Raw genomic sequence first — 23,487 nt, forward strand, 5'->3', positions numbered from 1 at the left:
CAAAGGAAGAGTGAGGCGAGTCAGCCGCGCAAAGCTTGTGCAGAGGATTGATTTGTCGCAATGATTGACACGATTCCGCTTGACGCTGCGTAAGGTTTTTGTAATTTTACAGGCAACCTTTTATTCACTAACAAATAGCTGGTGGAATATATGACTATCAAAGTAGGTATCAACGGTTTTGGCCGTATCGGTCGCATTGTTTTCCGTGCTGCTCAGAAACGTTCTGACATCGAGATCGTTGCAATCAACGACCTGTTAGACGCTGACTACATGGCTTACATGCTGAAATATGACTCCACTCACGGTCGTTTCGACGGCACCGTTGAAGTGAAAGACGGTCATCTGATCGTTAACGGTAAAAAAATCCGTGTTACCGCTGAGCGCGATCCGGCTAACCTGAAATGGGACGAAGTTGGTGTTGACGTAGTTGCTGAAGCGACCGGTATCTTCCTGACTGACGAAACCGCACGTAAGCACATCACTGCTGGCGCGAAAAAAGTGGTTCTGACGGGTCCTTCTAAAGACGACACCCCGATGTTTGTTAAAGGCGCTAACTTTGACAAATATGCTGGCCAGGACATCGTTTCCAACGCATCCTGCACCACTAACTGCCTGGCTCCACTGGCAAAAGTTATCAACGACAACTTCGGCATCATCGAAGGTCTGATGACTACCGTTCACGCGACCACCGCGACTCAGAAAACCGTTGACGGCCCGTCTCACAAAGACTGGCGTGGCGGCCGTGGCGCGGCTCAGAACATCATCCCGTCCTCTACCGGCGCAGCTAAAGCTGTCGGTAAAGTTCTGCCGGAACTGAATGGCAAACTGACCGGTATGGCGTTCCGCGTTCCGACTCCGAACGTATCCGTTGTTGACCTGACCGTTCGTCTGGAAAAAGCTGCTTCTTACGAAGAAATTAAGAAAGCAATCAAAGCTGCTTCCGAAGGCGAAATGAAAGGCGTTCTGGGCTACACCGAAGACGACGTTGTTTCTACCGATTTCAACGGCGAAGTATGCACTTCCGTGTTCGATGCTAAAGCAGGTATCGCACTGAACGACAACTTCGTGAAACTGGTATCCTGGTACGATAACGAAACCGGCTACTCCAACAAAGTTCTGGATCTGATTGCTCACATCTCCAAATAAGTTGAGATGAAGCCATAAATTGTAAGAGCGACTCCGGTCGCTCTTTTTTTTGTCTGAAATTAAAGGATTGCGTGATGATTACTAAAATTTTTGCTCTTCCGATAATCGAACAAATCACCCCTGTTCTGTCGCGCCGTCAGCTGGACGAACTCGAACTGATTGTTGTCGACCACCCGCAGGTCAAAGCCTCTTTTGCTCTTCAGGGCGCGCATCTTCTCTCCTGGAAACCCGCTGGCGAAGAGGACGTTCTGTGGCTGAGTGATATCACGCCGTTTAAAAACGGTGTCCCCCTGCGCGGCGGCGTACCGATCTGCTGGCCCTGGTTTGGTCCCTCCACACAGCCGGGTTTTCCTTCCCACGGTTTTGCCCGTAACCTGCCCTGGACGCTGAAAGCTCACAATGAAGATGACAACGGCGCGGTGCTAACCTTTGAGCTGCAAAGCAGTGAAGCGACCCGTCAGTACTGGCCGCACGACTTCACCCTGTTGGCGCGTTTTAAAGTGGGTCAAACCTGCGAAATCGAACTGGAAGCGCATGGCGATTTCGAAACAACATCCGCCCTGCACACCTATTTCAACGTTGGCGATATCGCGGCGGTGAAAGTAAGCGGTCTGGGCGATCGTTTTATTGATAAAGTGAACGATGCGAAAGAAGATGCGTTGACCGACGGCGTTCAGGCGTTCCCGGATCGTACTGACCGCGTTTATCTGAACCCGGAAGCATGCAGTGTGATTCACGACACCGCGCTAAACCGGAATATTAACGTTATCCATCATCACCATATCAACGTTGTTGGCTGGAACCCGGGCCCGGCGCTGTCCGTGAGCATGGGCGACATGCCGGATGATGGCTATAAAACGTTTGTCTGCGTCGAGACTGCGCATGCCAGCGCACCGCAAAAAGCGACGGAAGAAAAACCGTCCCGTCTGGCACAGACCATTCGCATTGCGAAACGCTAACGGTAGCTGCGGCTGAACCTGGTCAGCCGTCATCTGGTCTGCAGGTTTATAACCGTTTTCGTCACACCATATCCAGCGCGGTTTTCCCCGTTGGCGCTGGATATGCCTTCTCCAGAGCGGCAATTTCGCCGGCGGACAGCGTCATCGTCAGCGCCGCCGCATTTTGCTTCACGTGCTCTACGCTTGCCGCTTTCGGAATCGCCATCACCCCCTGATGACTGATCACCCAGGCCAGTAAAACTTGCGCTACGCTGGCGTGATGCGCCTGCGCGATCGCCTGCACCTGCGGGTGATTAAATAAACCGTTGCGCAGACGGCCGGCCTGCGCCAGCGGACTGTAGGCCATCACAGGAAGGTGTTGCTGCTGACACCATGGCAGAAGATCGTATTCGATACCGCGCGAAGCCAGATGATAAAGCACCTGATTGGTGGCGCAGGCTCTGCCGCCCTCCACTTTCCACAGCGCCTGCATATCGTCGTAATCGAGATTCGACACGCCCCAACGGCGGATTTTACCCTGCGCCATCAGCGTCTCCATCGCCTCGACGGTCTCCGCAAAAGAATAGCTACCCGTCCAGTGCAATAAATAGAGGTCCAGATAATCCGTATTGAGCCGCCGCAAACTCGCCTCGCAGGCGGCAATAGCTTTCTGCCCTCCCGCATTCCAGGGATAGACTTTCGACACCAGAAACACCTGTTGACGCAATCCGCTCAGCGCCTCGCCAACCACTTTCTCCGCACCGCCGTCGGCATACATCTCCGCAGTGTCGATCAGCGTCAGCCCAGCCTCCACGCCCGCTCGTAGTGCGGCCACCTCCGCTTTGCGCATGCCTGCGTTTTCACCCATATACCAGGTGCCCTGGCCGATTGCCGCCAGCGGCGGGTGTCCGGCAAATACAATCTGTTTCTCTGTCATCGCACTCTCCTCCGTCATGCACTACCGTAAAGCAAAACAGGGCGCAAGCGCCCTGTTTTGATGCACAAAATGCATTGTGATGATGCACAATCAGAATTTATAGGTGATCCCGGTGGAGATCAGACCGGTCCAGGATTTGTCGATCATCGGGCTGTCGGTAATTTCATCAGACAGGCGGGTATAGCGCGCCGTGCCGTAAACGTTCCAGTCGCCCAGGAAGTTGTAACTGGCGCTCAACTCCAGATACGGGTTCCAGCTGTCGTTCGGGTTATAGTCACGCAGACCGCTACGGGCAGACTCTTTACGTGAAACACCGTAGTAGTATTCGTTCTGGTTTTCGCTGTTCCACTCAACCCCGATGCCTGGCGTCAGCGTTAAACCGCCGTTGGTGTAGCGGTACAGCCAGGCGAGATCCCAGACGATGCCGTTACTGTTGTCCAGCGTATCGCCTGACAGCATGGTGCGCAGAAAACCGTATTCCGTATTATGCACATACGACAAGCCCGCCATCACGGTGCTCTTACGTTTGTCCAGACGACGCATTTGATAATCATCGCTGTCGCCAGGCTTGAAGTACATCGGCGACCAGTAGGCGGTAATCGACAGTTTATCGGTCGTGTCATTCCACAAATAGTAACCGCCGCCAAGACCACGGAACCAGAAGTTATCGCCTTCATAGTTAATAACCGGAACCGGATAAACGTCAGCGTCATAGTCCTTATAAGGGTGTTCAACCACACCAACGCCTGCGCCCAGCGTCAGGTTGCTTTCAGCGTGCGCTACCGTAGCAGACGTTGCGATAAGCACGCCAAGTGCCAGAAGTTTGAGTTTGGTCACAATCCATCATTCCTTATTCAAATGTTTCGCGGCAAAAGTGTAACCGCCAATACGCAACAACCCAACTATTTTACAAATAACTGACAGAATGTAACCGTTTAATTTCCCTGGCAGAGATGACAGTCTGCTTGCAGCCGCGTGAATAACGCATGATCTTCTGCTGTTTTATTTACATTAGCTATGCACTTTTTGTGGATGAGTTATTGATATGCCATTGAAATTCATTTGCTCCCACAGGCAAGTTTTGCAAATGCCATCTACGCTTAAATTTAGAAGGTGTATCACCGGGCACGTTGATCTCCTGCTTAGCAAGATGGCATGAGAGTTGCTGTTTTTTCTGATGAGACAGTAAGTGACGTCGTTCAGTTTACCTCTTCCGGGAGCCTCTACTATTCATATGAACGGCTCTTAACCTGTGCTAAAAAACGAAAGGACGGCATACCATGAATATATTCGATCACTATCGCCAGCGCTATGAAGCTGCCAAGGACGAAGAGTTCACACTGCAGGAATTTCTTACCACTTGTCGGCAAGATCGCAGTGCTTATGCCAATGCGGCAGAGCGGCTATTGATGGCTATCGGTGAGCCTGTCATGGTCGATACTGCCCAGGAACCTCGACTTTCCCGACTCTTCTCTAACCGGGTCATCGCCCGCTACCCGGCGTTTGAAGAGTTCTATGGCATGGAAGACGCGATTGAGCAGATTGTCTCTTATCTGAAACACGCGGCTCAAGGGCTGGAGGAGAAGAAACAGATCCTGTATCTGCTGGGGCCTGTAGGCGGCGGTAAATCGTCCCTTGCCGAACGACTGAAGTCATTAATGCAGCGCGTACCGATTTACGTTCTAAGCGCCAACGGTGAACGCAGCCCGGTCAACGACCATCCGCTGTGCCTGTTTAACCCGCAGGAAGACGCGCAGATTCTGGAAAAAGAGTACGGCGTTCCTCGCCGCTACCTGGGCACCATTATGTCGCCGTGGGCCGCGAAACGACTGCATGAATTTGGCGGCGATATTACCAAATTCCGCGTAGTGAAAGTGTGGCCGTCGATTCTGGAACAAATCGCCATCGCCAAAACCGAACCGGGCGATGAAAACAACCAGGATATCTCCGCGCTGGTCGGCAAGGTGGATATTCGTAAGCTCGAAAACCACGCCCAGAACGATCCGGACGCCTATGGCTATTCCGGCGCCCTGTGCCGCGCGAACCAGGGGATCATGGAATTCGTCGAGATGTTTAAGGCGCCAATTAAGGTGCTGCACCCGCTGCTGACCGCGACTCAAGAAGGGAACTATAACGGTACCGAAGGGATCTCCGCCCTGCCGTTTAACGGCATTATTCTTGCCCACTCGAACGAATCGGAATGGGTGACCTTCCGTAATAACAAAAACAACGAAGCCTTCCTCGACCGTGTTTACATCGTGAAGGTGCCGTACTGCTTGCGCATTTCCGAAGAGATCAAAATCTACGAGAAATTGCTTAATCACAGTGAGCTCACCCATGCGCCCTGCGCGCCGGGCACGCTGGAAACGCTGTCGCGTTTCTCGATCCTGTCGCGTCTGAAAGAACCGGAAAACTCGAGCATCTACTCGAAAATGCGCGTTTATGACGGTGAAAGCCTGAAAGACACCGACCCGAAAGCGAAGTCTTACCAGGAGTACCGGGACTACGCTGGCGTGGACGAAGGAATGAACGGTTTGTCGACCCGCTTCGCGTTTAAGATCCTCTCGCGCGTGTTTAACTTCGATCATGCGGAAGTGGCGGCCAACCCGGTGCATCTGTTCTACGTACTTGAGCAGCAGATCGAGCGTGAACAGTTCCCACAGGAGCAGGCCGAACGCTATCTTGAGTTCCTGAAAGGCTATCTGATCCCCAAATACGCCGAGTTTATCGGCAAAGAGATTCAGACAGCTTATCTGGAATCGTATTCTGAGTACGGACAGAACATTTTTGACCGCTATGTCACCTACGCCGATTTCTGGATCCAGGATCAGGAGTACCGTGACCCGGATACCGGTCAACTGTTTGATCGCGAGTCGCTGAATGCTGAACTGGAAAAAATTGAAAAACCGGCGGGGATCAGCAATCCAAAAGATTTCCGAAACGAGATAGTCAACTTTGTTCTGCGCGCCCGGGCGAACAACAGCGGGCGTAATCCGAACTGGACCAGCTATGAAAAACTGCGCACGGTCATCGAGAAGAAAATGTTCTCTAATACCGAAGAGCTGTTGCCGGTCATTTCGTTCAACGCCAAAACGTCGACCGATGAGCAGAAGAAACACGACGACTTTGTCGACCGGATGATGGAGAAAGGCTATACCCGTAAGCAGGTGCGTTTACTGTGCGAATGGTATTTGCGCGTACGTAAATCGTCATAAACCGTTGCCCGGCGGCGCACGCTTGCCGGGCCTATTACAACGTTCCGTAGGCCGGAGACGCGCGAGCGTCCTTCGGTATCTACAGACACTGCGTGTTGGCAAATGCAGTACGGGGGGCATATGACCTGGTTCATAGACCGACGACTCAACGGCAAAAACAAAAGCACGGTTAACCGCCAGCGCTTTTTGCGCCGTTATAAAGCGCAAATCAAACAGTCGATCTCCGAAGCCATCAACAAGCGTTCGGTGACCGACGTAGACAGCGGTGAGTCTGTCTCGATTCCTACGGAAGACATCAGCGAACCGATGTTTCATCAGGGACGCGGCGGCCTGCGCCATCGCGTACATCCGGGTAACGATCACTTTGTGCAGAATGACCGCATAGAGCGGCCGCAGGGCGGTGGCGGCGGTTCCGGCAGCGGACAGGGTCAGGCCAGCCAGGACGGTGAAGGGCAGGATGAATTCGTCTTCCAGATCTCGAAAGATGAGTATCTCGATTTGCTGTTTGAAGACCTGGCGCTGCCAAACCTGAAGCAAAACCAGCAGCGCCAATTGACGGAGTATAAAACACATCGCGCGGGATATACGTCAAATGGCGTTCCGGCCAATATCAGCGTCGTTCGCTCGCTGCAAAACTCGCTGGCGCGGCGCACGGCGATGACCGCCGGTAAGCGTCGCGAACTGCATTCGCTGGAAGAAGAATTAGAGACCCTCAGCAAACGCGAACCGGCACAACTGCTGGAAGAAGAACGCCTGCGTAAAGAGATTGCCGAACTGCGGGCGAAAATCGAGCGGGTGCCGTTTATCGACACGTTTGATCTGCGTTACAAAAATTACGAAAAGCGTCCCGATCCTTCCAGCCAGGCCGTCATGTTTTGCCTGATGGACGTCTCAGGCTCAATGGACCAGTCTACCAAGGATATGGCGAAGCGCTTTTATATTCTGCTTTATCTGTTCCTGAGTCGGACCTATAAAAACGTGGAGGTCGTTTATATCCGCCATCACACCCAGGCGAAAGAGGTCGATGAGCATGAGTTCTTCTACTCGCAGGAAACCGGCGGGACGATCGTTTCCAGCGCCCTGAAGCTAATGGATGAGGTGGTGAAAGAGCGTTACGATCCCGCGCAATGGAACATCTATGCCGCGCAGGCCTCGGACGGCGATAACTGGGCCGATGACTCCCCGCTGTGTCATGAGATCCTGGCGAAAAAACTGCTGCCGGTGGTGCGTTACTACAGCTATATCGAAATCACCCGCCGCGCGCACCAGACGCTCTGGCGCGAATACGAACATCTGCAGGCGAGTTTTGACAATTTCGCCATGCAGCATATTCGCGATCAAGACGATATTTACCCGGTGTTCCGTGAGCTTTTTCATAAGCAAGGCGCCACCAGCGCCAGTTAAACAATGACCCGCCAGGCAAATCTGCGCCTGGCGGGTTCATTTATTCTCTGTTACATCCTCTCCTTCCGGGGTCATTAGGTTGAAACTGGCGCGTGTGATAAAATAGAGTGTCTGACCAGGAGAGTTGCTGTTTATCATGAAATTGCCGCACAAAGCGCTCAGGCTCTTTATTTCTGCAAGCGTTGTTGTTTTAACCTCCTCGTTTCTGATTTATGAGCTTGTCAATAGCCACAAAATGATGAACGCCTATATGCGTTATCTGATAGAAAAGGCCGACTCCTCTTTTTTGTATGACAAATATCAGAATCAGAGTATCGCCGCTCACCTGATGCGAACCTTTGCCAGCCCACAAAAAACGCCGCCGCCAGAAAAACGTCACGCGATTTGTCAGGCTTACGAACATGTGAATCAGGTATATGGCCTGAATTTGACGCGCCATAACTACCCGGCGCTTCACGGTACGCTACAAACGGCCTCAGCAGACTGCGAACAGATTGCCCCCGAAGCATTACGCTTAACCGCGTTTGATCGGGCCGTCCTGGTGAACTATAAACAAGCCGATTACGGTAACGGGTTAGCCACCCGGGAAACAAAATTCCGCTATTATCTGGATCTTCAAGACCACTATATTTATTTCTATCGACGGGTTAATACACGTCAGTTCGCCATGCATCACTGGCATTTCTTACAAAAAGGCTCGCTAGGAATAAATATGGCGGATATTGACGGTGTGTTTACCGGACGCACCGTGCTGTCGAGTATTTATCAGGACGATCGCACCGAACTGAACGTGATGAGTTTTTTAACGCCGGTCTACCTCGACGGCACGTTAAAAGGGATGGTCATGGTGGATATTAATAAACAGAACTTGCAGAATATTCTTTATCCCCACGATCGCCCCCTTGTCTGGCGCTATCTGAATGCCGCGGTGACGGATACCGATTCCGGTAAAACCATTATTATCCATCAGAGCGAAAATAATCTTTTTCCGTATGTCCGCTACGTTGTTGATCTCCCCGGCGGGCTCCATGTCGCACTGTCGCTCGATATTCTCTACTTCCTGATGTCGGCGTGGAAAATTTTTCTTTTTTACCTGATAGCCACCGCCCTGCTGCTTAATATGGTCAGGCTCCATTTTCGTCTTTATCATAACGTGACGCGGGAAAATATTAGCGACGCGATGACCGGTTTATACAACCGTAAAATTTTAACGCCCACCCTTGAACAGCGGTTGCAGCGGTTTGTCAGCGCGGGTACGCCGGTCACCTTCATTGCGATCGATCTCGATAAGCTTAAGCAGATCAACGACACCCAGGGACATCAGGAGGGCGATCGGGCTATTACCCTGCTGGCGAAAGCGATCGAGGCGTCAGTGCGTAAAAGCGACTATGCCATACGGCTGGGGGGCGATGAATTCTGCGTGATCCTGATCGATGCGGAACCTGACATGGCCGCGCGTTTACCAGAGCGAATCAGCCAGCATCTGCACACCGTCGCGCCGGAAAAAGCGATCCGTTTTTCGTCAGGCGTATACAGCATGCAGCCGGACGATACGCTTCATGACGCCTATAAAGCCTCGGATGAACAGTTGTACCGCAATAAACAGCAAAACCATCAGCGTTCGTGATAGTCTTTTAGCCTGTTTTTTCGCGCTAACAGGAGTGAAAAATGAGCGAATTAGTGAAGGGCAGCGTAACCCATCAGCGTTTGATTGATTTGCTGTCGCTGGAAGGCGCGCGTTATCGCATTGTCAGTCACGAAGCGGTGGGTAAATGTGAAGCCGTGTCGGAAATTCGGGGAACCGCACTGGGTCAGGGCGCAAAAGCACTGGTCTGCAAGGTGAAGGGCAACGGCGTGAATCAGCATGTGCTGGCGATCTTACCCGCCGACCAGCAAGCCGATCTTTCGCTTCTCGCCACCCATCTTGGCGGACTTCGCGCATCACTCGCCAGCCCTGCCGAAGTGGATGCGCTCACCGGCTGCGTGTTCGGCGCTATTCCACCGTTTAGCTTTCATCCGCAGCTTAAGCTGGTCGCCGACCCGCTGTTGTTCGAACGGTTCGATGAGATCGCCTTTAACGCCGGCGTGCTCGATAAATCGATAATCCTTAATACCCGCGACTACCTGCGTATCGCTCAGCCTGAACAGGTCGCTTTCCGTCGCCTAACCTGAGCACGTCGCTGTTTCGCCGCATTATGCATTTGCCAGAAATGGCCAACCGGGATGAAAAAAGTCTGTTCACTCACGCGTTTGAGCGTAGAGTTAACAGGCTTACTTTTTTTGGCAAGGAAACCACGATGTTTGATGTCACTCTGCTGATCCTGCTCGGACTGGCAGCTCTGGGCTTTATCAGCCATAACACCACTGTCGCCGTTTCAATTCTGGTGCTGATCATCGTCCGCGTTACCCCTCTCAACGCTTATTTTCCGTGGATAGAAAAACAGGGGCTTACCATCGGGATTATTATCCTGACGATTGGCGTTATGGCCCCCATCGCCAGCGGTACGCTTCCGCCTTCCACGCTTATCCACTCCTTTTTGAACTGGAAATCGCTGGTCGCCATTGCGGTCGGCGTGGTGGTGTCGTGGCTCGGCGGGCGCGGCGTCACGCTGATGGGCAACCAGCCGCAACTGGTCGCCGGTCTGCTGGTGGGTACTGTGCTTGGCGTGGCGCTGTTTCGCGGCGTCCCGGTGGGACCGCTTATCGCCGCCGGTCTGGTCTCGCTTATTGTCGGGAAGCAGTAGTTAATCCCGTCAGATAACGGCCTGGGGTCTGGCCCAGGCCTTTTTTAAACATCGTAATAAACGCCGTCGTGGAGTCATACCCCAGTAACTGCGCGACCTGCTGCACGTTATTTCCGTCCACTAGCGACCTCAGCGCGAGAATAAGCTGCAACTGATGCCGCCACCGGCGAAAGCTGAGGCCGGTCTCTTTGACCACCAGCCTGGCAAGATTACGCTCGCTCATGGCAAAGGCATCCGCCCACTGTCCCAGCGTTTGCCAGCGGGCGGGTTCGCGCGCCATCGTGTCGACCATCCGGCGAATTTTAGGGTGGGCGGAAACCGGTAGCTGCAATTGCTCCTGCGGTTGCTGTGGCAGTTCGTCAAACAACACCTGGGTCAGACGCCGGGTGGGCGGCTCAGCCCGTTGGCTGTCGCTACGCGTCGCCAGCGCCAGAATAAGTTCCCGGCAAAGCGGCGTAATTTGTAACGTGCAGCAGCGATCCGGCAGCGTCACCGCGTCCGGTTCGATAAACAGAAAACAGAGCTCCGCGTTGGCCGTCGCATGGTTACTGTGCGGAATACCGCCGGGGATCCAGACGCCGTACTGCGGCGGCACCATCCACATCGCCCGCTCCACCTCACAGGTAATCGCGCCGTGCAGCGCCATAATCAACTGCCCCTTACGATGCTGGTGCAGCTTACTGAACAGTTCCTCAGGCTGCACCCGAATACGAAATGCCACGGCAGGGTCATGGTGAAGATCGGGTTCATATCCATCAAGTCGCAGGCTGTACATCATTTTGTCCGTTTTTAGCGATAAACTGTCATTTTAGCTTGATTTGTTATTCCGGCAAACGCGGTATGGTACGCCCTCACCCGTTGATATGAGATAACAATGACTTTTTCTTCACCACGCGGCAAACACAGCGCCCTGATGATTGCGGGCATCCTGATGATTGCCACCACGCTACGCGTGACCTTCACCGGCGCGGCGCCGTTACTGGACGCGATTCGCGCGGACTACCACCTCACCACCGCCCAGACCGGCCTGTTAACCACCCTGCCGCTGCTGGCTTTTGCGCTGGTTTCACCACTGGCCGCAAACGTTGCCCGGCGTTTTGGGATGGAGCGCAGCCTGTTTATTGCGATGCTATTGATTTGCGCCGGTATAGCCGTGCGCTCATGGCCTTCCGCCCCGCTGCTGTTTGCAGGAACGGCGGCGATTGGCTGCGGCATCGCGCTGGGCAATGTACTGCTGCCAGGACTGATCAAGCGCGATTTTTCACAGCATGTCGCCAGACTGACCGGCGCCTACTCTCTGACGATGGGCGCGGCGGCGGCATTAGGTTCCGCGCTGGTGGTGCCACTGGCGCTGAGCGGTTTTGGCTGGCGCGGCGCGCTGTGTACGCTGATGATTTTTCCCTTACTGGCCCTTCTGATTTGGCTGCCGCAGTGGCGCAACGCCGCCACCGCAACCCTGACCTCCTCCCGCACCTTGCGCGCACGCGGTATCTGGCGCTCCGCGCTGGCCTGGCAGGTGACGTTGTTTCTTGGTATTAACTCACTGATCTATTATGTGATTATCGGCTGGCTGCCCGCGATATTAATCAGTCATGGTTTCAGCGAAGCGCAGGCGGGTTCCCTGCATGGTTTGCTGCAACTGGCGACCGCGGCGCCCGGTTTGCTTATTCCACTTGTCCTGCACCGCTTTCGCGACCAACGTTGCATCGCCGTACTGGCATCGCTGATGTGCGCCTGTGGCGCCGCAGGATTGTGGTTCATGCCCGTCCAGGCGATTGCGTGGACGCTGCTGTTTGGATTCGGCTCGGGAGCCACAATGATCCTCGGGCTGACCTTTATCGGCCTGCGCGCCAGTTCCGCGCATCAGGCCGCGGCGCTCTCTGGTATGGCGCAGTCCGTTGGCTATTTGCTGGCGGCCTGCGGACCGCCGCTGATGGGAAATATTCATGATGCGCAGGGCGACTGGCAGATCCCGCTGTTGGCTGTCGCGGCGCTGGCGGTGCTGATGGCGGTGTTCGGCCTCTATGCCGGACGCAACAAGGAGATTGCCACAGCGTAACGTATGGCCCCCGAGATTGCCGGACGACGACGCCCTCCGGCAGTTGAGGTTTACCCCCGCGCGGCGCGCAACATCGCCTGAACGAGCGGAACCGGTTTACCCGCCAGCGCGCCACGTTCATGCTGGAACAGCGTCGCCACAAAAAACGGATGCGTCACCAGCTCGACCGCGCGGATATCACCATTGTCATCCCAGCCGGTCACCCGCAGATCGCCGCTTTCCAGCTCACGGGCAAACGCGTCCGCAATACCATAGTTACAGTGATAGCCTTCCGTAACGATCGGCTGACCATAGGCTTTGGCGATCAGCGTATTGGCGCGCAGTTCAATTGCATCCGTTTTTTCGACCAGCGAGCAGGTCAGCGGCATAATAACCATCCGCCCTTCGGTGTCGGTTTCAGCATGCGCCGCATCGTGCCAGCCCAGCACGTTACGGGCGTATTCCACTATCGCATGTTGAAACCCTCCACAGGTTCCCAGGAAAGGAATGCTGTTTTCCCGGGCATAGCGAATGGCGGTCAGCGCGCCGTCGGTATTTTGATAAGGACTGCCCGGCACGACCCAGATTGCGTCATACCCCACCAGGTCTTCTGCGCTGTTAATTTCCGTACTGGCAAGCCAGTCGTAATCCGCGATCAGCTCAAGGACCGCGGCGGCATCGTCGATGGCCAGGGGAATCGCCTGATGCGCCGTGACGCTGGCGTTATAATCACCGACCAGCGCGATCCGCAGCGTATCTTTTACAGGGGATATTTCCATGAAGAATTCCTTACGTCAGAGCAATTGGGGACAACATAAGGAACCTCAGCCTACCGATCTTTTCCCGCTATCACAATCCCTTAATTTAGGGATGGCGAGCCACGAAGTGTTATAGTGGTAACGTTTTTTTCGTTTTGACGCCTGAATCATGATGAAAAGTAAAATACTGATTAGCGCATGCCTGATGGGGTTTAAGGTTCGCTATAACGGTAGCGAAAAAACCCCTTTAAACGCGGTGCTTTCGCGTCTGCAGGAAGAACAGCGTCTGGTCGTTCATTGCCCCGAACTGGCCGCTGGCATGCCGATACCCCGTCCACCGGCAGAAATTGTCTTTGCCAATGGCGATGCAGTCATGCAAGGGCGCGCAAAAGTACACGAAAAGACCGGCAACGATGCCACCGCGCATTATCAACTTGCCGCCTGGCTTGCCCTTCGCGCCGCGCAGGAAGCCGGATGTGTGGTCGCGTTACTTACCGATGGCAGCCCCACCTGCGGCAGCCAGTTTATTTACGACGGCACGTTTAGCGGCAAACGTCATCCCGGCATGGGGGTCGCTACCGCGCTGCTGCGTCAGCACGGCATTACCGTTTTTTCCGACCAGCAGTTAGCTGACTTTTGCGCCTGGATTGAAGAGAGAGATAAACATGAAAATTCAGTGTAAGCGCGTTTATGAACCCGCAGAACAAAGCGACGGTTACCGCGTGCTGGTGGATCGCTTGTGGCCGCGGGGCATCAAAAAAGCGGATCTCGCTTTTGATGAATGGGTCAAAACGCTCACCCCGTCGACAGAACTGCGTAAGATGTTTCATGCCGCAACGATTGATTTTACGCACTTTGCCGGGCTGTATCGTGCCGAACTCGCCGCCGAGCGCCAGGAAGGGGAACGGCTGGCTAAGATTGCCCGTCAGCAAACGCTGACGTTACTGTACGCGGCCAAAAACGACGAACAGAATCACGCCCTTGTGCTGGCGGACTGGCTACGCGAGCTGTAATTCGCGGGCATTGAATGCATCAGGCTGCGCGTCGGGTAACAGTGGCATCAGGTGCTCCGCACGTACCCAGGCAAACCCCTGCTGCCCATTCGCGGCAACCACATCGCCTGTCACCAGCCAGAGCGCCCGCGGCGTCTCTTTTGGCAGCATGGTCGTAAAGCCATTCACCGGGTTGATAAACACCTCGCCCGGTTGACACAGGTGAAACAGTTCTACCGACTTGCCAATATTGCAACGTCCGGCGGACGTTTTCGCGCCAATAATCATCGCCAGCGTGCCTGGCTTTAACTGGAACATACTTCTCTCGTTACGCTTTTGTATTGTAGATTAAGACTAATCCGAGAGATGATAGCCTGCCAGGCCCCCTTTTGTCACTTCGTGGATTGCGGATGATCGCGACGCCACAGTTCCCATTCGTCAATGACTTCGCCGCCCGGCAGTTTGCAATCGGAGCGCACGCCCTGCGGGCTTTGCACCGGCACTAACGTCCCGCCTTTTTGCTCACAATAGACCGCCGCAGGGTTTGCCATCCCCACCTTCGGTGGCTTTGGCGCATCGGGTTGCGATGCCGTCGTACAGGCTGACAATAAACAGGCGCATGACAGCGCGATAAGCAGTGATTTCATATTCCCTCCGTTAACGGTGATAGCGCACTAGCGTACCGCGACTGCCTTCCGGTCACCATGTTTTCCTGCGTCGTCGTTAAAAGCGTGCGGACATTCTCTTTTGTCACTCATTAACCCCTGTTATCCTTGCGGCTCTTTGCATACTTCTGACAGGTGATCGCATGAGACTGGGCATTCTGTTTCCCGTCGTCATTTTTATTACGGCCGTGGTTTTTCTGGCGTGGTTTTTTATCGGCGGCTATGCCGCGCCGGGAGCATAAATCATGAAAAAAACAACCCTGATAATGATCGCCGTAGCGATAGTCGCTGTGCTGGGAACCGCGTTAGGCTGGTGGTGACGCTGGTCTAAATGACAAAGGCCACCCTGAGGTAGCCTTTTGTCTGCAAATTTTACCGTTTAGCTTTTGATTTTTCTGTAGATAACCAGCACGACAATCGCGCCGATTACCGCGACCGCGAAGCTGCCGAAGTTAAAGCCGTCCACTTTCCCGAAGCCCAAAAGCGTGCTGATCCAGCCGCCGACGACGGCGCCGACGATCCCCAGAATGATCGTCATGAAGAAACCACCACCATCCTTACCAGGCATAATCCACTTCGCCAGAATACCTGCAATAAGACCAAAAATAATCCATGAAAGAATGCCCATTTTTTCCTCACTTATGTTTTTACGTTAGCGGTTTAGTCGCCGTTAAAAAGCATAGCACATCATCAGGAAATTGAAATTTGTGATGAAAATCACTTTATTTACCCTGCGTTGTTCTCCTACAAAAGTTGGGGTTGCATATTCAAATGATAAAGATTATCTTTCTCATTACTGAATAGTTGAGCAAAAAGCTCAGGTATTCAGTACGACATTGCTCACATTGCTTCCAGTATTTCTTGCCCGCCTCTGTGCGGGCTTTTTTTTGACGTTGCCTCGTCATTTATGTCGAACGGGCTGTCATTTCCTCCCCCTTCCTGTTCCAGAACCGCGCCACTGCGGGTTTCTTCATTCTGGCACGCATTATGCTTATCGCCATGCGTCATAATGACAATCCGAAGCGTCGGCGACAGTGCTGACGCTTCCTCTACAATTCGCGCTATTTCAGCATTTAACAGGTCTGTTATTGATGAAAAAAATCACCAGTGTATGCCCCTACTGCGGGGCCGGGTGCAAGCTCAAGCTTGTTGTTGAAAATAACAAAATCATCCGCGCTGAAGCGGCTGAGGGTGTGACTAACCAGAACCAGCTCTGCCTGAAAGGTTACTATGGTTGGGACTTCCTGAACGATACCCGCCTGCTGACGCCCCGTCTGACTCGCCCCATGATCCGCTATGAAAAAGGCGCTAAATTTACCCCGGTCAGTTGGGATGAAGCCATCCGCTACACCGCGCATCGTTTGCTGGCTATCCGCGATACCTTTGGTCCACGCGCCATTATGACGACCGGTTCTTCCCGCGGAACGGGGAATGAAACCAATTATGTCATGCAGAAATTCGCCCGTGCGGTTCTTCATACCAACAATGTGGATTGTTGCGCCCGCGTATGCCACGGTCCTTCCGTCGCCGGACTCCAGGAAACCCTGGGCAATGGCGCAATGAGTAACGCCATTAGCGATATTGAACATTCCAAATGCCTGCTGATCTTTGGCTATAACTGTGCGGACTCTCACCCTATCGTGGCGCGCCGAGTCATTAAAGCGCGTCAGAATGGCGCAAAAATTATCGTCTGCGATCCTCGCCGTATTGAAACTGCCCGCATTGCCGATCAGCATCTGCAGCTTAAAAACGGGTGCAATATGGCGCTGGTTAACGCCTTTGGCTACGTGCTGATTGACGAGCAGTTATACGACAAAGCGTATGTGCAGCAGCATACAGAGGGCCTGGATGCCTACTGGCAGACGGTGAAAGACTATTCCCCTGAAGCCGTGGAACATCTGACTGGCGTTCCGGCTTTGCAGGTGCGCCAGGCAATGCGCACCTTTGCCGCCGCCCCTTCCGCAACAGTGATGTGGGGAATGGGCGTGACGCAGTTCGGCCAGGCGGTTGACGTGGTGCGGGGGTTATCCAGCCTCGCTTTGTTGACCGGTAATCTGGGGCGCCCTTACGTCGGCGTCGGACCGGTGCGCGGACAGAATAACGTTCAGGGTGCCTGTGATATGGGCGTGTTACCTAATCTGTTCCCGGGGTACCAGAGCGTGACCGATCCGGTTATTCGTCAAAAGTTCGCCCATGCCTGGGGTATCAATCCTGAGCGGATGGACGAACACGTCGGGACGCGCATCACCGAAGTACCGCATCTGGCGCTGGAAGGTAAAATCAAAGCCTACTACATCATGGGGGAGGATCCGCTGCAAACAGAAGCTGATTCGAGCCTGGTTCGCAAAGGCTTCGAGGCGCTGGATTTTGTCGTGGTACAGGATATTTTCATGACCAAGACCGCAGAGATGGCCGACGTCATTTTACCGGCAACCTCCTGGGGCGAACACGGCGGCGTATTCACCTGCGCCGACCGCGGCTTTCAACGTTTTGAAAAAGCCATTGAACCGACCGGTGACGTGAAGCGCGACTGGGAAATTATCAGCCTGCTGGCCAGCGAAATGGGGTATCCCATGCATTATGACAACAATCAGCAAATCTGGGATGAGATGCGCGAACTGTGTCCGCTGTTCTATGGCGTAACGTACGAAAAAATGGGTGAAATGGGCCACGTACAATGGCCCTGCCCGGACCTCGATCACCCCGGAACGCCCTATTTGTACGCCAACAGTCGCTTTGACACGCCAGACGGCAAAGGCAAGCTGTTTGCCGCACCGTGGCGCGCGCCTGCGGAAGTTCCGGATGAGACGTACCCGATGGTGCTCTGTACGGTACGCGAAGTGGGTCACTATTCCTGCCGCTCGATGACCGGGAACTGTGCGGCGCTTCAGGCGCTTGCCGATGAGCCGGGCTATGTGCAGATTGCCGCCCAGGACGCACAGGCACTGGGGATCCGCCATCGCGATCTGGTGTGGGTCAGTTCGCGACGCGGCAAAGTGATCAGCCGGGCCGATGTCTCAGAGCGCATTAACCGCGGCACGGTGTATATGACCTACCAGTGGTGGATTGGCGCATGCAACGAACTGACGCAGGACAACCTCGACCCTATCTCAAAAACGCCGGAAACCAAGTATTGCGCGGTGAAGGTAGAAAAAATTACCGATCAACAGTGGGCTGAACGATACGCCGCGCAGACCTACAGCGAGATGAAAATGCGACTGTGTGAGGCGATCGCCTGACAGCGTTTGCACCTGAACCCGCAGTGCGGGTTCAGGCCGCGTTCAATAGCCGACGTGCTGCGGCTCGCCCAGCGACAGCACGCGCGCTTCCCGCCGTTTATCCTTCCGCATAAATCCCAGCGTGATAAAAAACAGCCCTGCCATAAAGGGCAATTCATACAACTCTTCAATCAAATCGGTATAGTTGACGTCGTGCAAAAAGAGTGGAGCCAGCAGACGGTGATGTTCGACAGTATCCGAAATCAAAAACGAACAGGCCGTCAGCGCAAACAGCCACACGGGAAGCGGTTCCTCACGCAGACGACGCGCAATCTCCCGGCGCAGTGAAGCAGACAGGCAAACCGGTAACACCAGCGCGGCAATCAGTATGACCGAGATCCCCCGAAACAGTATTCTGGGTTCGTCAGGAAAATAATCGCGTCCCCAACTGGTGCTTCGCCCCAGCAGCACTACCCACCAGACCACCGCCCATAACCAGAACTGTTTCGCGCCTTCAGGTCGGGAAAGCGGTCGGATATACCAGGCGGTGAACAACGCGCCAAACAGTAGCCATAGCGCCTGTCCGTTCTCAACCCACGCGACAAGCGCGCCATGAAAAAGCGGCAAATGCCAGTTTGCGGTGAACGGGATCGCGACGGCAGCTAGCGTAAGAAAGCCGGTTGTGGAGGAAAAACGTGCGTCAAGTTTCATGGGTATCAGTTCTGTTAAGGTTCTGTTACCCGATCATAAATTTTACGAATATTCTTACCTTAGCAATCCATGCGGTGAACTTAAGGTTTTCTTAAGGTTTCGTTTCAATTCATTTCTGTGATGTGTCAAACATTGCGAAAAGACAAAAAAACCGTACTGCATCGCCTGTATGCAGTACGGTTGTTATTTCCGACGGTCTTACCAGCCGCAGACGTCGTGCTCGTTTTCCGTATCGTATGAACGAACCGTATTCACCAGATCTTTGACCACCTCAGCGGCCACTTCCGGCACCAGCAGGGTCATTGGCGCATCGGTTTCATAATCGACAGACACACCATTGCTGTTATTCGTCACGCTGACGGTATAGGTTGCTTTTCCCATGATTATTTCTTCCCGGTATGAATGACTTTTCGTTGGTTTGCGCTTTCCAGCAGAACCTCCGGCGCGACGAAAAAATCGATATTGAAATAGGTGTCATCGGTCATCACTTCGATGTTGTGCCACTTTTCAGGTGGAAAAACACCAAACTGACCGGCTTCGATGATCATCACTTTTTCCGGTTCCGGACTGTGTTCATCGGCATAGCCGAGATATTTGACCGCCCCCTGCATCACCGACAGGCGGGGATACACCCCCGGTCGGGTTCCTTTATCAAGGTGGCGTTCGAAAATTCCGGCAGGCGCGGTCTCTTTATTCCAGAACGGCGTGGAGCGCGTATGGATATGGTTTTGTGGAATCTGAAGCATGTTCTTCCCTCATCCAGTCGATAGATGCGGTTGTGTTTAACCCGCTGTTCCAGAAAGGTTACGCCTCATAACTGGCATTTTAAATACACCAAAAGGGGCACTTGCTTCTTTTCCACTGTCGGGGCGACACGCCTACTTGTGCGCCTCGCCCCATGACATCATCTACCCGGCGGGATGAGCGGATTGCCGTATTGTTTCAGCCAGCTCTCTGCTAACTTTTTAGTGGCGTAATCGTTCAGATGCCCAACGTCACGGTACAACGGGATCCCGTTAATTTCTGTTTTGCAGATTCCGTCAGGGCATTGCACCCTTTTTGGATCGATAACGATCAGAGATGGAAATTTTGCCTGCAGCGTTGCGTACATTTTTTCTGTCCACACCGCCGGATTGATTTGCGGCTGCGGATTACAGGATTGATGTTCATACTCGCCCCGTGTTTTAAAATGCTCATAGAAACAAGTCAGATAATTTTCCGGCATCGGGAACATGCTTTTCACAAGAATCGGCTGCGCGCCAGCATCGATAATGGCTTGTACAGCCTGCCCGGTCGCGCGGGTCACAATATTGATGGACTCAGTTTGTGATGGGGTATCATTAATATGATCTCTCACCCTGAACGCCGCATAGTTTTCCCATACCTGAGAAATGATGACGTATTTATACTTATGGCTTCGAATAGCGTCATAATATTTTTCGACGTTTTCGTGGCAAATCTGATAATGATCGCCTTTATAAGTATATAAATCATCATGGTATACGCCCGGAATCGCCAGACACAACGAAGTCGCTTTCATATCCACAGCAACTTTTGCATTTTTTCCCATGACATCAAAAAAATTCCAGTACTGATTGGAATGCGAATCGCCCATCAGTATCGCACGTTCTGAAGAGGTTTTATCCCCTACCACACACGCCATATCGGTTCCTGATACATTCGCATTCATACAGTCCTGCCGCTGTTTTAACTTTGTCTCTTTCAGAACGCTATTGATATGATGAAGCGTCTCACCAAACCGGAGATAACTAAAACCATCAAAATGCTTGCTGACAGGGATCAAAACGATAATGGCGAGCAGTGGCGCGACCAGCAAGATAATCAGCGTTTTTTTCAAAGACTGCCGGGGCTTTCTATAGGGTTTTTCAACAAAATAGTATGATCCCACCGCTAAAAGAATAGACAAACACAGGCCAGCCAGTCGGGCATAGACATGGGTAATCCCTATATAGTGCAATGTCGCGAAAATAGGCCAGTGGAAAAGATACAGTGAATACGAGATTTTACCGAGCCATACGAGAGGGGAGAATGATAAGCAATTATTGATTAGGATATTTTCCCGGGAGCCGCTAAAAATCACTATTGCTGTACTGAGACAAACCGCCAGCGTATAAACGTTGGGATAACCCAGAATGACATCCGTTCTGAAGCTGATAGTAAAAATAACAATAATCGCAAGCAGTGAAATAATATTAAGCGCAACTGTATTTACTCTTTTTGCCAATGGCAGGTAAATACATACGCAGACACCAAGCATAAACTCAAAGAACCGGGAAGCGAAAAAATAATAGGTTTTCGTCGGCTGTGCAGACGTATAATGCCAGGTAATTGTGATACCCACTACCGTTATCAGCAGCGAGCCGTACTTAATCGTTCGCTCATTTGTTTTCTTACGGAAAAAATAATAAATAATCGGAAAAAAAAGATACCATTGCCACTCAATAGACAGTGACCAGGTATGAAGCAATAACATCGCGTTCGAGTCAGGCGCTGCATATGCGGTCGTTTCATCACCAAAATAGCGGTTTGAGACGATCAGTAAGGTCTGTTTTATGCTTTTAAGAAAAGGTGCGTAATCTTCAGGTAACCAGAATACCGAAGCCAGAACGAAACAAAAAGCCATCATCGCCAGCATAGCAGGCTGCAAGCGCCATAGCCTGCGTAGGTAAAAGTCGCTAAAGCTAAATTTACCCGCATCCATTCTGTCTTTGATTATCGAGGCAATGAGGAAGCCAGAAATAACGAAGAAAATATCAACCCCAATAAAACCGGATGCGAATACTGTAAACCCGGCGTGAAATAGCACCACCAGCAATACGGCAATCGCCCTGATGCCGTCAATATCTGAACGATATTTCATCCATTACCCTGCCAATAAAATATAAAGCACGGATTTTACACGAGTTTATTTAAAAGTGAACCGCTATGGCTCACTGTTTCTCTGCGCTTCCGATACAAAAAAGCCCGCTGTATAGCGGGCTAACAGATTTACGATTGCAGCGTTGCCAGTCGTGCCGCGAATCCGACGAAAATCAGGCCGATCAGTGAATTTCCCACCTTCGCCAGTTTCTTTTTTGTACGGATGTACTGGGTGACAAACGCGCCGGAGAGGATCAGGAAAGTCAGATAGCAAAAGCTCACCACTTCCAGCGTGGCCGCCAGAATGAAAAATGACAGTCCCGCGTGCGGCGCATTAACATCAATAAACTGCACAAAAAAGGAGACGTAGAAAAGAATCGCTTTTGGATTGGTCAGGCTCAGTACGAGCGCGCGTTTAAAAATCGCACCGAAAGGCACGGCGTCTTCAGAGGCCCCACTGCCCTTTGATTTAAGCGTGGACCAGAGGATCTTCGCGCCAAGATAAAGCAGATAAAACGCACCGAGATAACGCACGATATTAAACAGCACCGGCGTGGTTTTAATCAGCGTCGCAACGCCCGCATAGGCTAAAAACATCAGCACCGCATCGCCAATAAACACACCGCTCGCGGCAAGATAGCCGCCCTTTATCCCTCGCCCGACGCTGTTTTTTAAAACAAATATCGTATTCGGCCCCGGCACTAATACAATAAAAATCGCCCCCACCAGATAGGTCCAGTAATTCAGTACGCCATACTCTGCAAACACGTTAACCTCTTCCTGAAACAACACATACGCTTAGCTGCGAAACAATATGCTAACCAATGCACCTGATGATGGAAAGGGAAATCCCTTAAACGGAGGTTCCGCGTTGGCGGGTGTTTTATCTGACGACCAGCAGATCCGATACGCGCGTAGTGTAGCGGGGAGAGAGCATCTCCCGTTTCATTTGCCACTGCTGGGTGGTGCCTTGCCCGGCAAAATAGAGCGTTCCCCTTCCCTCTTGCGCATTAAGCTTATCCAGCACGCTCATCAACTTTTCACTGCCCGGACGGGGTGCGTTATCGTCAAACAGATTAAGCTGCGCCACGCCCTGGCTGAAAAAGTCGCCAAGCATCACGCCCGCTTTTTGATAACGGTGACCGTCACGCCAGATCGCGTCCAGACAGCGGATCGCCGCGTTAATAATGTCCCGGCTGTCATGCGTTGGCGTCAACAATTCGACCGAGCCATAATTGCCGTAATATTTTTCATTTTCCGCAAACGGACTGGTTTTCACAAAGGCGGAAATATGCCGACAGTATTGATGCTCCGCGCGAAGCTTTTCCGCCGCGCGCGTGGCGTGGCTGCAAATGGCCTGACGCATCTGCTCGTAGTCACTCACCCGCTCGCCAAAAGAGCGGGAACAGATAATCTCCTGCCGGGCGGCTGAAAACTCCTCCAGTGCCAGACACGGTTCGCCGCGCAACTCGCGCACCGTTCTTTCAAGCACCACGCTGAAATTTTTCCTGATGAAGCGAATATCCGTCTCCGCCAACTGCAGTACGTTTTCGATGCCCATCGTTTCCAGCTTTTTCGCAATGCGCCGCCCAATGCCCCACACCTCGCTGACCGGCATTAACGCCATTAGCTTTCTCTGGCGATCCACGTTCGACAGATCCACCACCCCGCCTGTCTGCGGCCACTGCTTTGCCGCGTGGTTCGCCAGCTTTGCTGTGTAACACTGCTGTTCTACACTCAATCAAAAACCCAGTTACATCAGTACATCTGCCATATGCTGCCAGCATTAGAGGAGAGGTATATATGTTTCGGTTACGTCGCGGTAGAGGTGATTTTCTCTT

23 protein-coding genes and 2 pseudogenes are annotated in these 23,487 nt (G+C 52.8%); 12 read left to right on the forward strand and 13 right to left on the reverse strand.

The window, feature by feature from the left end; genetic code table 11:
• Window positions 1-150 precede the first annotated feature (150 nt).
• Complete coding sequence (gene gapA, locus JY391_RS12425) at window positions 151-1,146, forward strand: glyceraldehyde-3-phosphate dehydrogenase (protein ID WP_012905550.1); 996 nt, start codon at window positions 151-153, stop codon at window positions 1,144-1,146.
• A gap of 74 nt (window positions 1,147-1,220) precedes the next feature.
• A complete protein-coding gene (locus JY391_RS12430) occupies window positions 1,221-2,105 on the forward strand; it encodes a D-hexose-6-phosphate mutarotase (protein WP_211934400.1) in 885 nt (294 codons plus the stop codon).
• A 61-nt stretch (window positions 2,106-2,166) separates the two neighbouring features.
• On the opposite strand, the gene JY391_RS12435 is transcribed toward JY391_RS12430, so the two are convergent.
• Entirely contained in the window at window positions 2,167-3,021 is an 855-nt protein-coding gene (locus JY391_RS12435; protein ID WP_060569640.1) for an aldo/keto reductase, read from the reverse strand.
• A gap of 90 nt (window positions 3,022-3,111) precedes the next feature.
• On the reverse strand, window positions 3,112-3,858 hold the full coding sequence (locus tag JY391_RS12440; protein WP_042287574.1) for a MipA/OmpV family protein: 747 nt from the start codon (window positions 3,856-3,858) through the stop codon (window positions 3,112-3,114).
• 443 nt (window positions 3,859-4,301) lie between these two features.
• On the opposite strand from JY391_RS12440, the gene yeaG reads away from it, so the two are divergent.
• The 5 genes from yeaG to JY391_RS12465 all read left to right on the forward strand — a co-directional run bounded on the left by yeaG (window position 4,302) and on the right by JY391_RS12465 (window position 10,384).
• Entirely contained in the window at window positions 4,302-6,236 is a 1,935-nt protein-coding gene (yeaG, locus tag JY391_RS12445) for a protein kinase YeaG (protein ID WP_181821442.1), read from the forward strand.
• Between the two features lie 120 nt (window positions 6,237-6,356).
• The gene (locus tag JY391_RS12450; RefSeq protein WP_042287579.1) at window positions 6,357-7,640 is read left to right on the forward strand and encodes a YeaH/YhbH family protein; all 1,284 of its coding nucleotides are present in this window, start codon (window positions 6,357-6,359) and stop codon (window positions 7,638-7,640) included.
• Window positions 7,641-7,776: 136 nt separating this feature from the next.
• Window positions 7,777-9,267, forward strand: coding sequence for a diguanylate cyclase DgcJ (gene dgcJ, locus JY391_RS12455; protein ID WP_211934401.1), 1,491 nt, complete (start codon window positions 7,777-7,779; stop codon window positions 9,265-9,267).
• Window positions 9,268-9,308: 41 nt separating this feature from the next.
• Window positions 9,309-9,812, forward strand: a complete 504-nt coding sequence (locus tag JY391_RS12460) for a YbaK/prolyl-tRNA synthetase associated domain-containing protein (protein WP_042287581.1) — start codon at window positions 9,309-9,311, stop codon at window positions 9,810-9,812.
• A 125-nt stretch (window positions 9,813-9,937) separates the two neighbouring features.
• On the forward strand, window positions 9,938-10,384 hold the full coding sequence (locus tag JY391_RS12465; RefSeq protein ID WP_042287584.1) for a DUF441 domain-containing protein: 447 nt from the start codon (window positions 9,938-9,940) through the stop codon (window positions 10,382-10,384).
• Here JY391_RS12465 and JY391_RS12470 read toward each other — a convergent pair.
• Window positions 10,367-11,159 (reverse strand): annotated as a pseudogene (locus tag JY391_RS12470) (AraC family transcriptional regulator); the annotation flags it as partial. The gene JY391_RS12465 and the pseudogene JY391_RS12470 sit on opposite strands and share 18 nt — an antisense overlap.
• Before the next feature lie 99 nt (window positions 11,160-11,258).
• On the opposite strand from JY391_RS12470, the gene JY391_RS12475 reads away from it, so the two are divergent.
• Window positions 11,259-12,443, forward strand: coding sequence for a CynX/NimT family MFS transporter (locus JY391_RS12475; protein ID WP_205611927.1), 1,185 nt, complete (start codon window positions 11,259-11,261; stop codon window positions 12,441-12,443).
• Window positions 12,444-12,493: 50 nt separating this feature from the next.
• Here the strand turns inward: JY391_RS12475 and JY391_RS12480 are convergent, their stop codons facing one another.
• Window positions 12,494-13,201 carry a CTP synthase C-terminal region-related (seleno)protein gene (locus JY391_RS12480; RefSeq protein WP_060569636.1) on the reverse strand — a complete coding sequence of 236 codons (708 nt, stop codon included), beginning with the start codon at window positions 13,199-13,201 and terminating at the stop codon, window positions 12,494-12,496.
• 151 nt (window positions 13,202-13,352) lie between these two features.
• Here JY391_RS12480 and JY391_RS12485 point away from each other — a divergent pair, with 151 nt between their 5' ends.
• A complete protein-coding gene (locus JY391_RS12485; RefSeq protein ID WP_181823271.1) occupies window positions 13,353-13,862 on the forward strand; it encodes a 2-thiouracil desulfurase family protein in 510 nt (169 codons plus the stop codon).
• Window positions 13,846-14,193, forward strand: coding sequence for a DUF488 domain-containing protein (locus JY391_RS12490; RefSeq protein WP_060569634.1), 348 nt, complete (start codon window positions 13,846-13,848; stop codon window positions 14,191-14,193). The genes JY391_RS12485 and JY391_RS12490 overlap by 17 nt, the downstream gene beginning before the upstream one ends.
• Here JY391_RS12490 and JY391_RS12495 read toward each other — a convergent pair.
• Both JY391_RS12495 and JY391_RS12500 read right to left on the reverse strand, forming a co-directional pair.
• Window positions 14,179-14,490 (reverse strand): hypothetical protein, encoded by a 312-nt coding sequence (locus tag JY391_RS12495; RefSeq protein ID WP_211934402.1) that lies wholly within the window; start codon window positions 14,488-14,490, stop codon window positions 14,179-14,181. The two genes, JY391_RS12490 and JY391_RS12495, sit on opposite strands and share 15 nt — an antisense overlap.
• A gap of 74 nt (window positions 14,491-14,564) precedes the next feature.
• Entirely contained in the window at window positions 14,565-14,819 is a 255-nt protein-coding gene (locus JY391_RS12500; protein WP_042287602.1) for a putative hemolysin, read from the reverse strand.
• Window positions 14,820-14,980: 161 nt separating this feature from the next.
• Between JY391_RS12500 and JY391_RS12505 the strand changes: the two genes are divergently transcribed.
• Window positions 14,981-15,079, forward strand: coding sequence for a YoaK family small membrane protein (locus tag JY391_RS12505; RefSeq protein ID WP_042287604.1), 99 nt, complete (start codon window positions 14,981-14,983; stop codon window positions 15,077-15,079).
• A gap of 137 nt (window positions 15,080-15,216) precedes the next feature.
• On the opposite strand, the gene JY391_RS12510 is transcribed toward JY391_RS12505, so the two are convergent.
• Entirely contained in the window at window positions 15,217-15,465 is a 249-nt protein-coding gene (locus JY391_RS12510) for a GlsB/YeaQ/YmgE family stress response membrane protein (protein ID WP_042287607.1), read from the reverse strand.
• 463 nt (window positions 15,466-15,928) lie between these two features.
• Between JY391_RS12510 and fdhF the strand changes: the two genes are divergently transcribed.
• Complete coding sequence (fdhF, locus tag JY391_RS12515) at window positions 15,929-18,076, forward strand: formate dehydrogenase subunit alpha (protein WP_060569633.1); 2,148 nt, start codon at window positions 15,929-15,931, stop codon at window positions 18,074-18,076.
• Between the two features lie 42 nt (window positions 18,077-18,118).
• On the opposite strand, the gene JY391_RS12520 is transcribed toward fdhF, so the two are convergent.
• The 6 genes and pseudogenes from JY391_RS12520 to umuC form a co-directional block, all read right to left on the reverse strand.
• Window positions 18,119-18,766, reverse strand: coding sequence for a hypothetical protein (locus JY391_RS12520; RefSeq protein ID WP_042287611.1), 648 nt, complete (start codon window positions 18,764-18,766; stop codon window positions 18,119-18,121).
• A 198-nt stretch (window positions 18,767-18,964) separates the two neighbouring features.
• Window positions 18,965-19,147, reverse strand: a complete 183-nt coding sequence (locus JY391_RS12525) for a DUF1869 domain-containing protein (protein WP_042287613.1) — start codon at window positions 19,145-19,147, stop codon at window positions 18,965-18,967.
• Window positions 19,148-19,149: 2 nt separating this feature from the next.
• A complete protein-coding gene (gene yeaR, locus JY391_RS12530; RefSeq protein WP_042287615.1) occupies window positions 19,150-19,512 on the reverse strand; it encodes a DUF1971 domain-containing protein YeaR in 363 nt (120 codons plus the stop codon).
• A 158-nt stretch (window positions 19,513-19,670) separates the two neighbouring features.
• A complete protein-coding gene (locus tag JY391_RS12535) occupies window positions 19,671-21,647 on the reverse strand; it encodes an acyltransferase family protein (RefSeq protein ID WP_211934403.1) in 1,977 nt (658 codons plus the stop codon).
• Between the two features lie 128 nt (window positions 21,648-21,775).
• Window positions 21,776-22,414 carry a leucine efflux protein LeuE gene (leuE, locus tag JY391_RS12540; protein ID WP_042287620.1) on the reverse strand — a complete coding sequence of 213 codons (639 nt, stop codon included), beginning with the start codon at window positions 22,412-22,414 and terminating at the stop codon, window positions 21,776-21,778.
• Between the two features lie 115 nt (window positions 22,415-22,529).
• A pseudogene (umuC, locus tag JY391_RS12545) lies at window positions 22,530-23,366 on the reverse strand (translesion error-prone DNA polymerase V subunit UmuC); the annotation flags it as partial.
• Between the last annotated feature and the right edge of the window lie 121 nt (window positions 23,367-23,487).

The sequence above is a fragment of the Citrobacter sedlakii genome (genome assembly GCF_018128425.1).
Lineage (GTDB): Bacteria > Pseudomonadota > Gammaproteobacteria > Enterobacterales > Enterobacteriaceae > Citrobacter_A > Citrobacter_A sedlakii.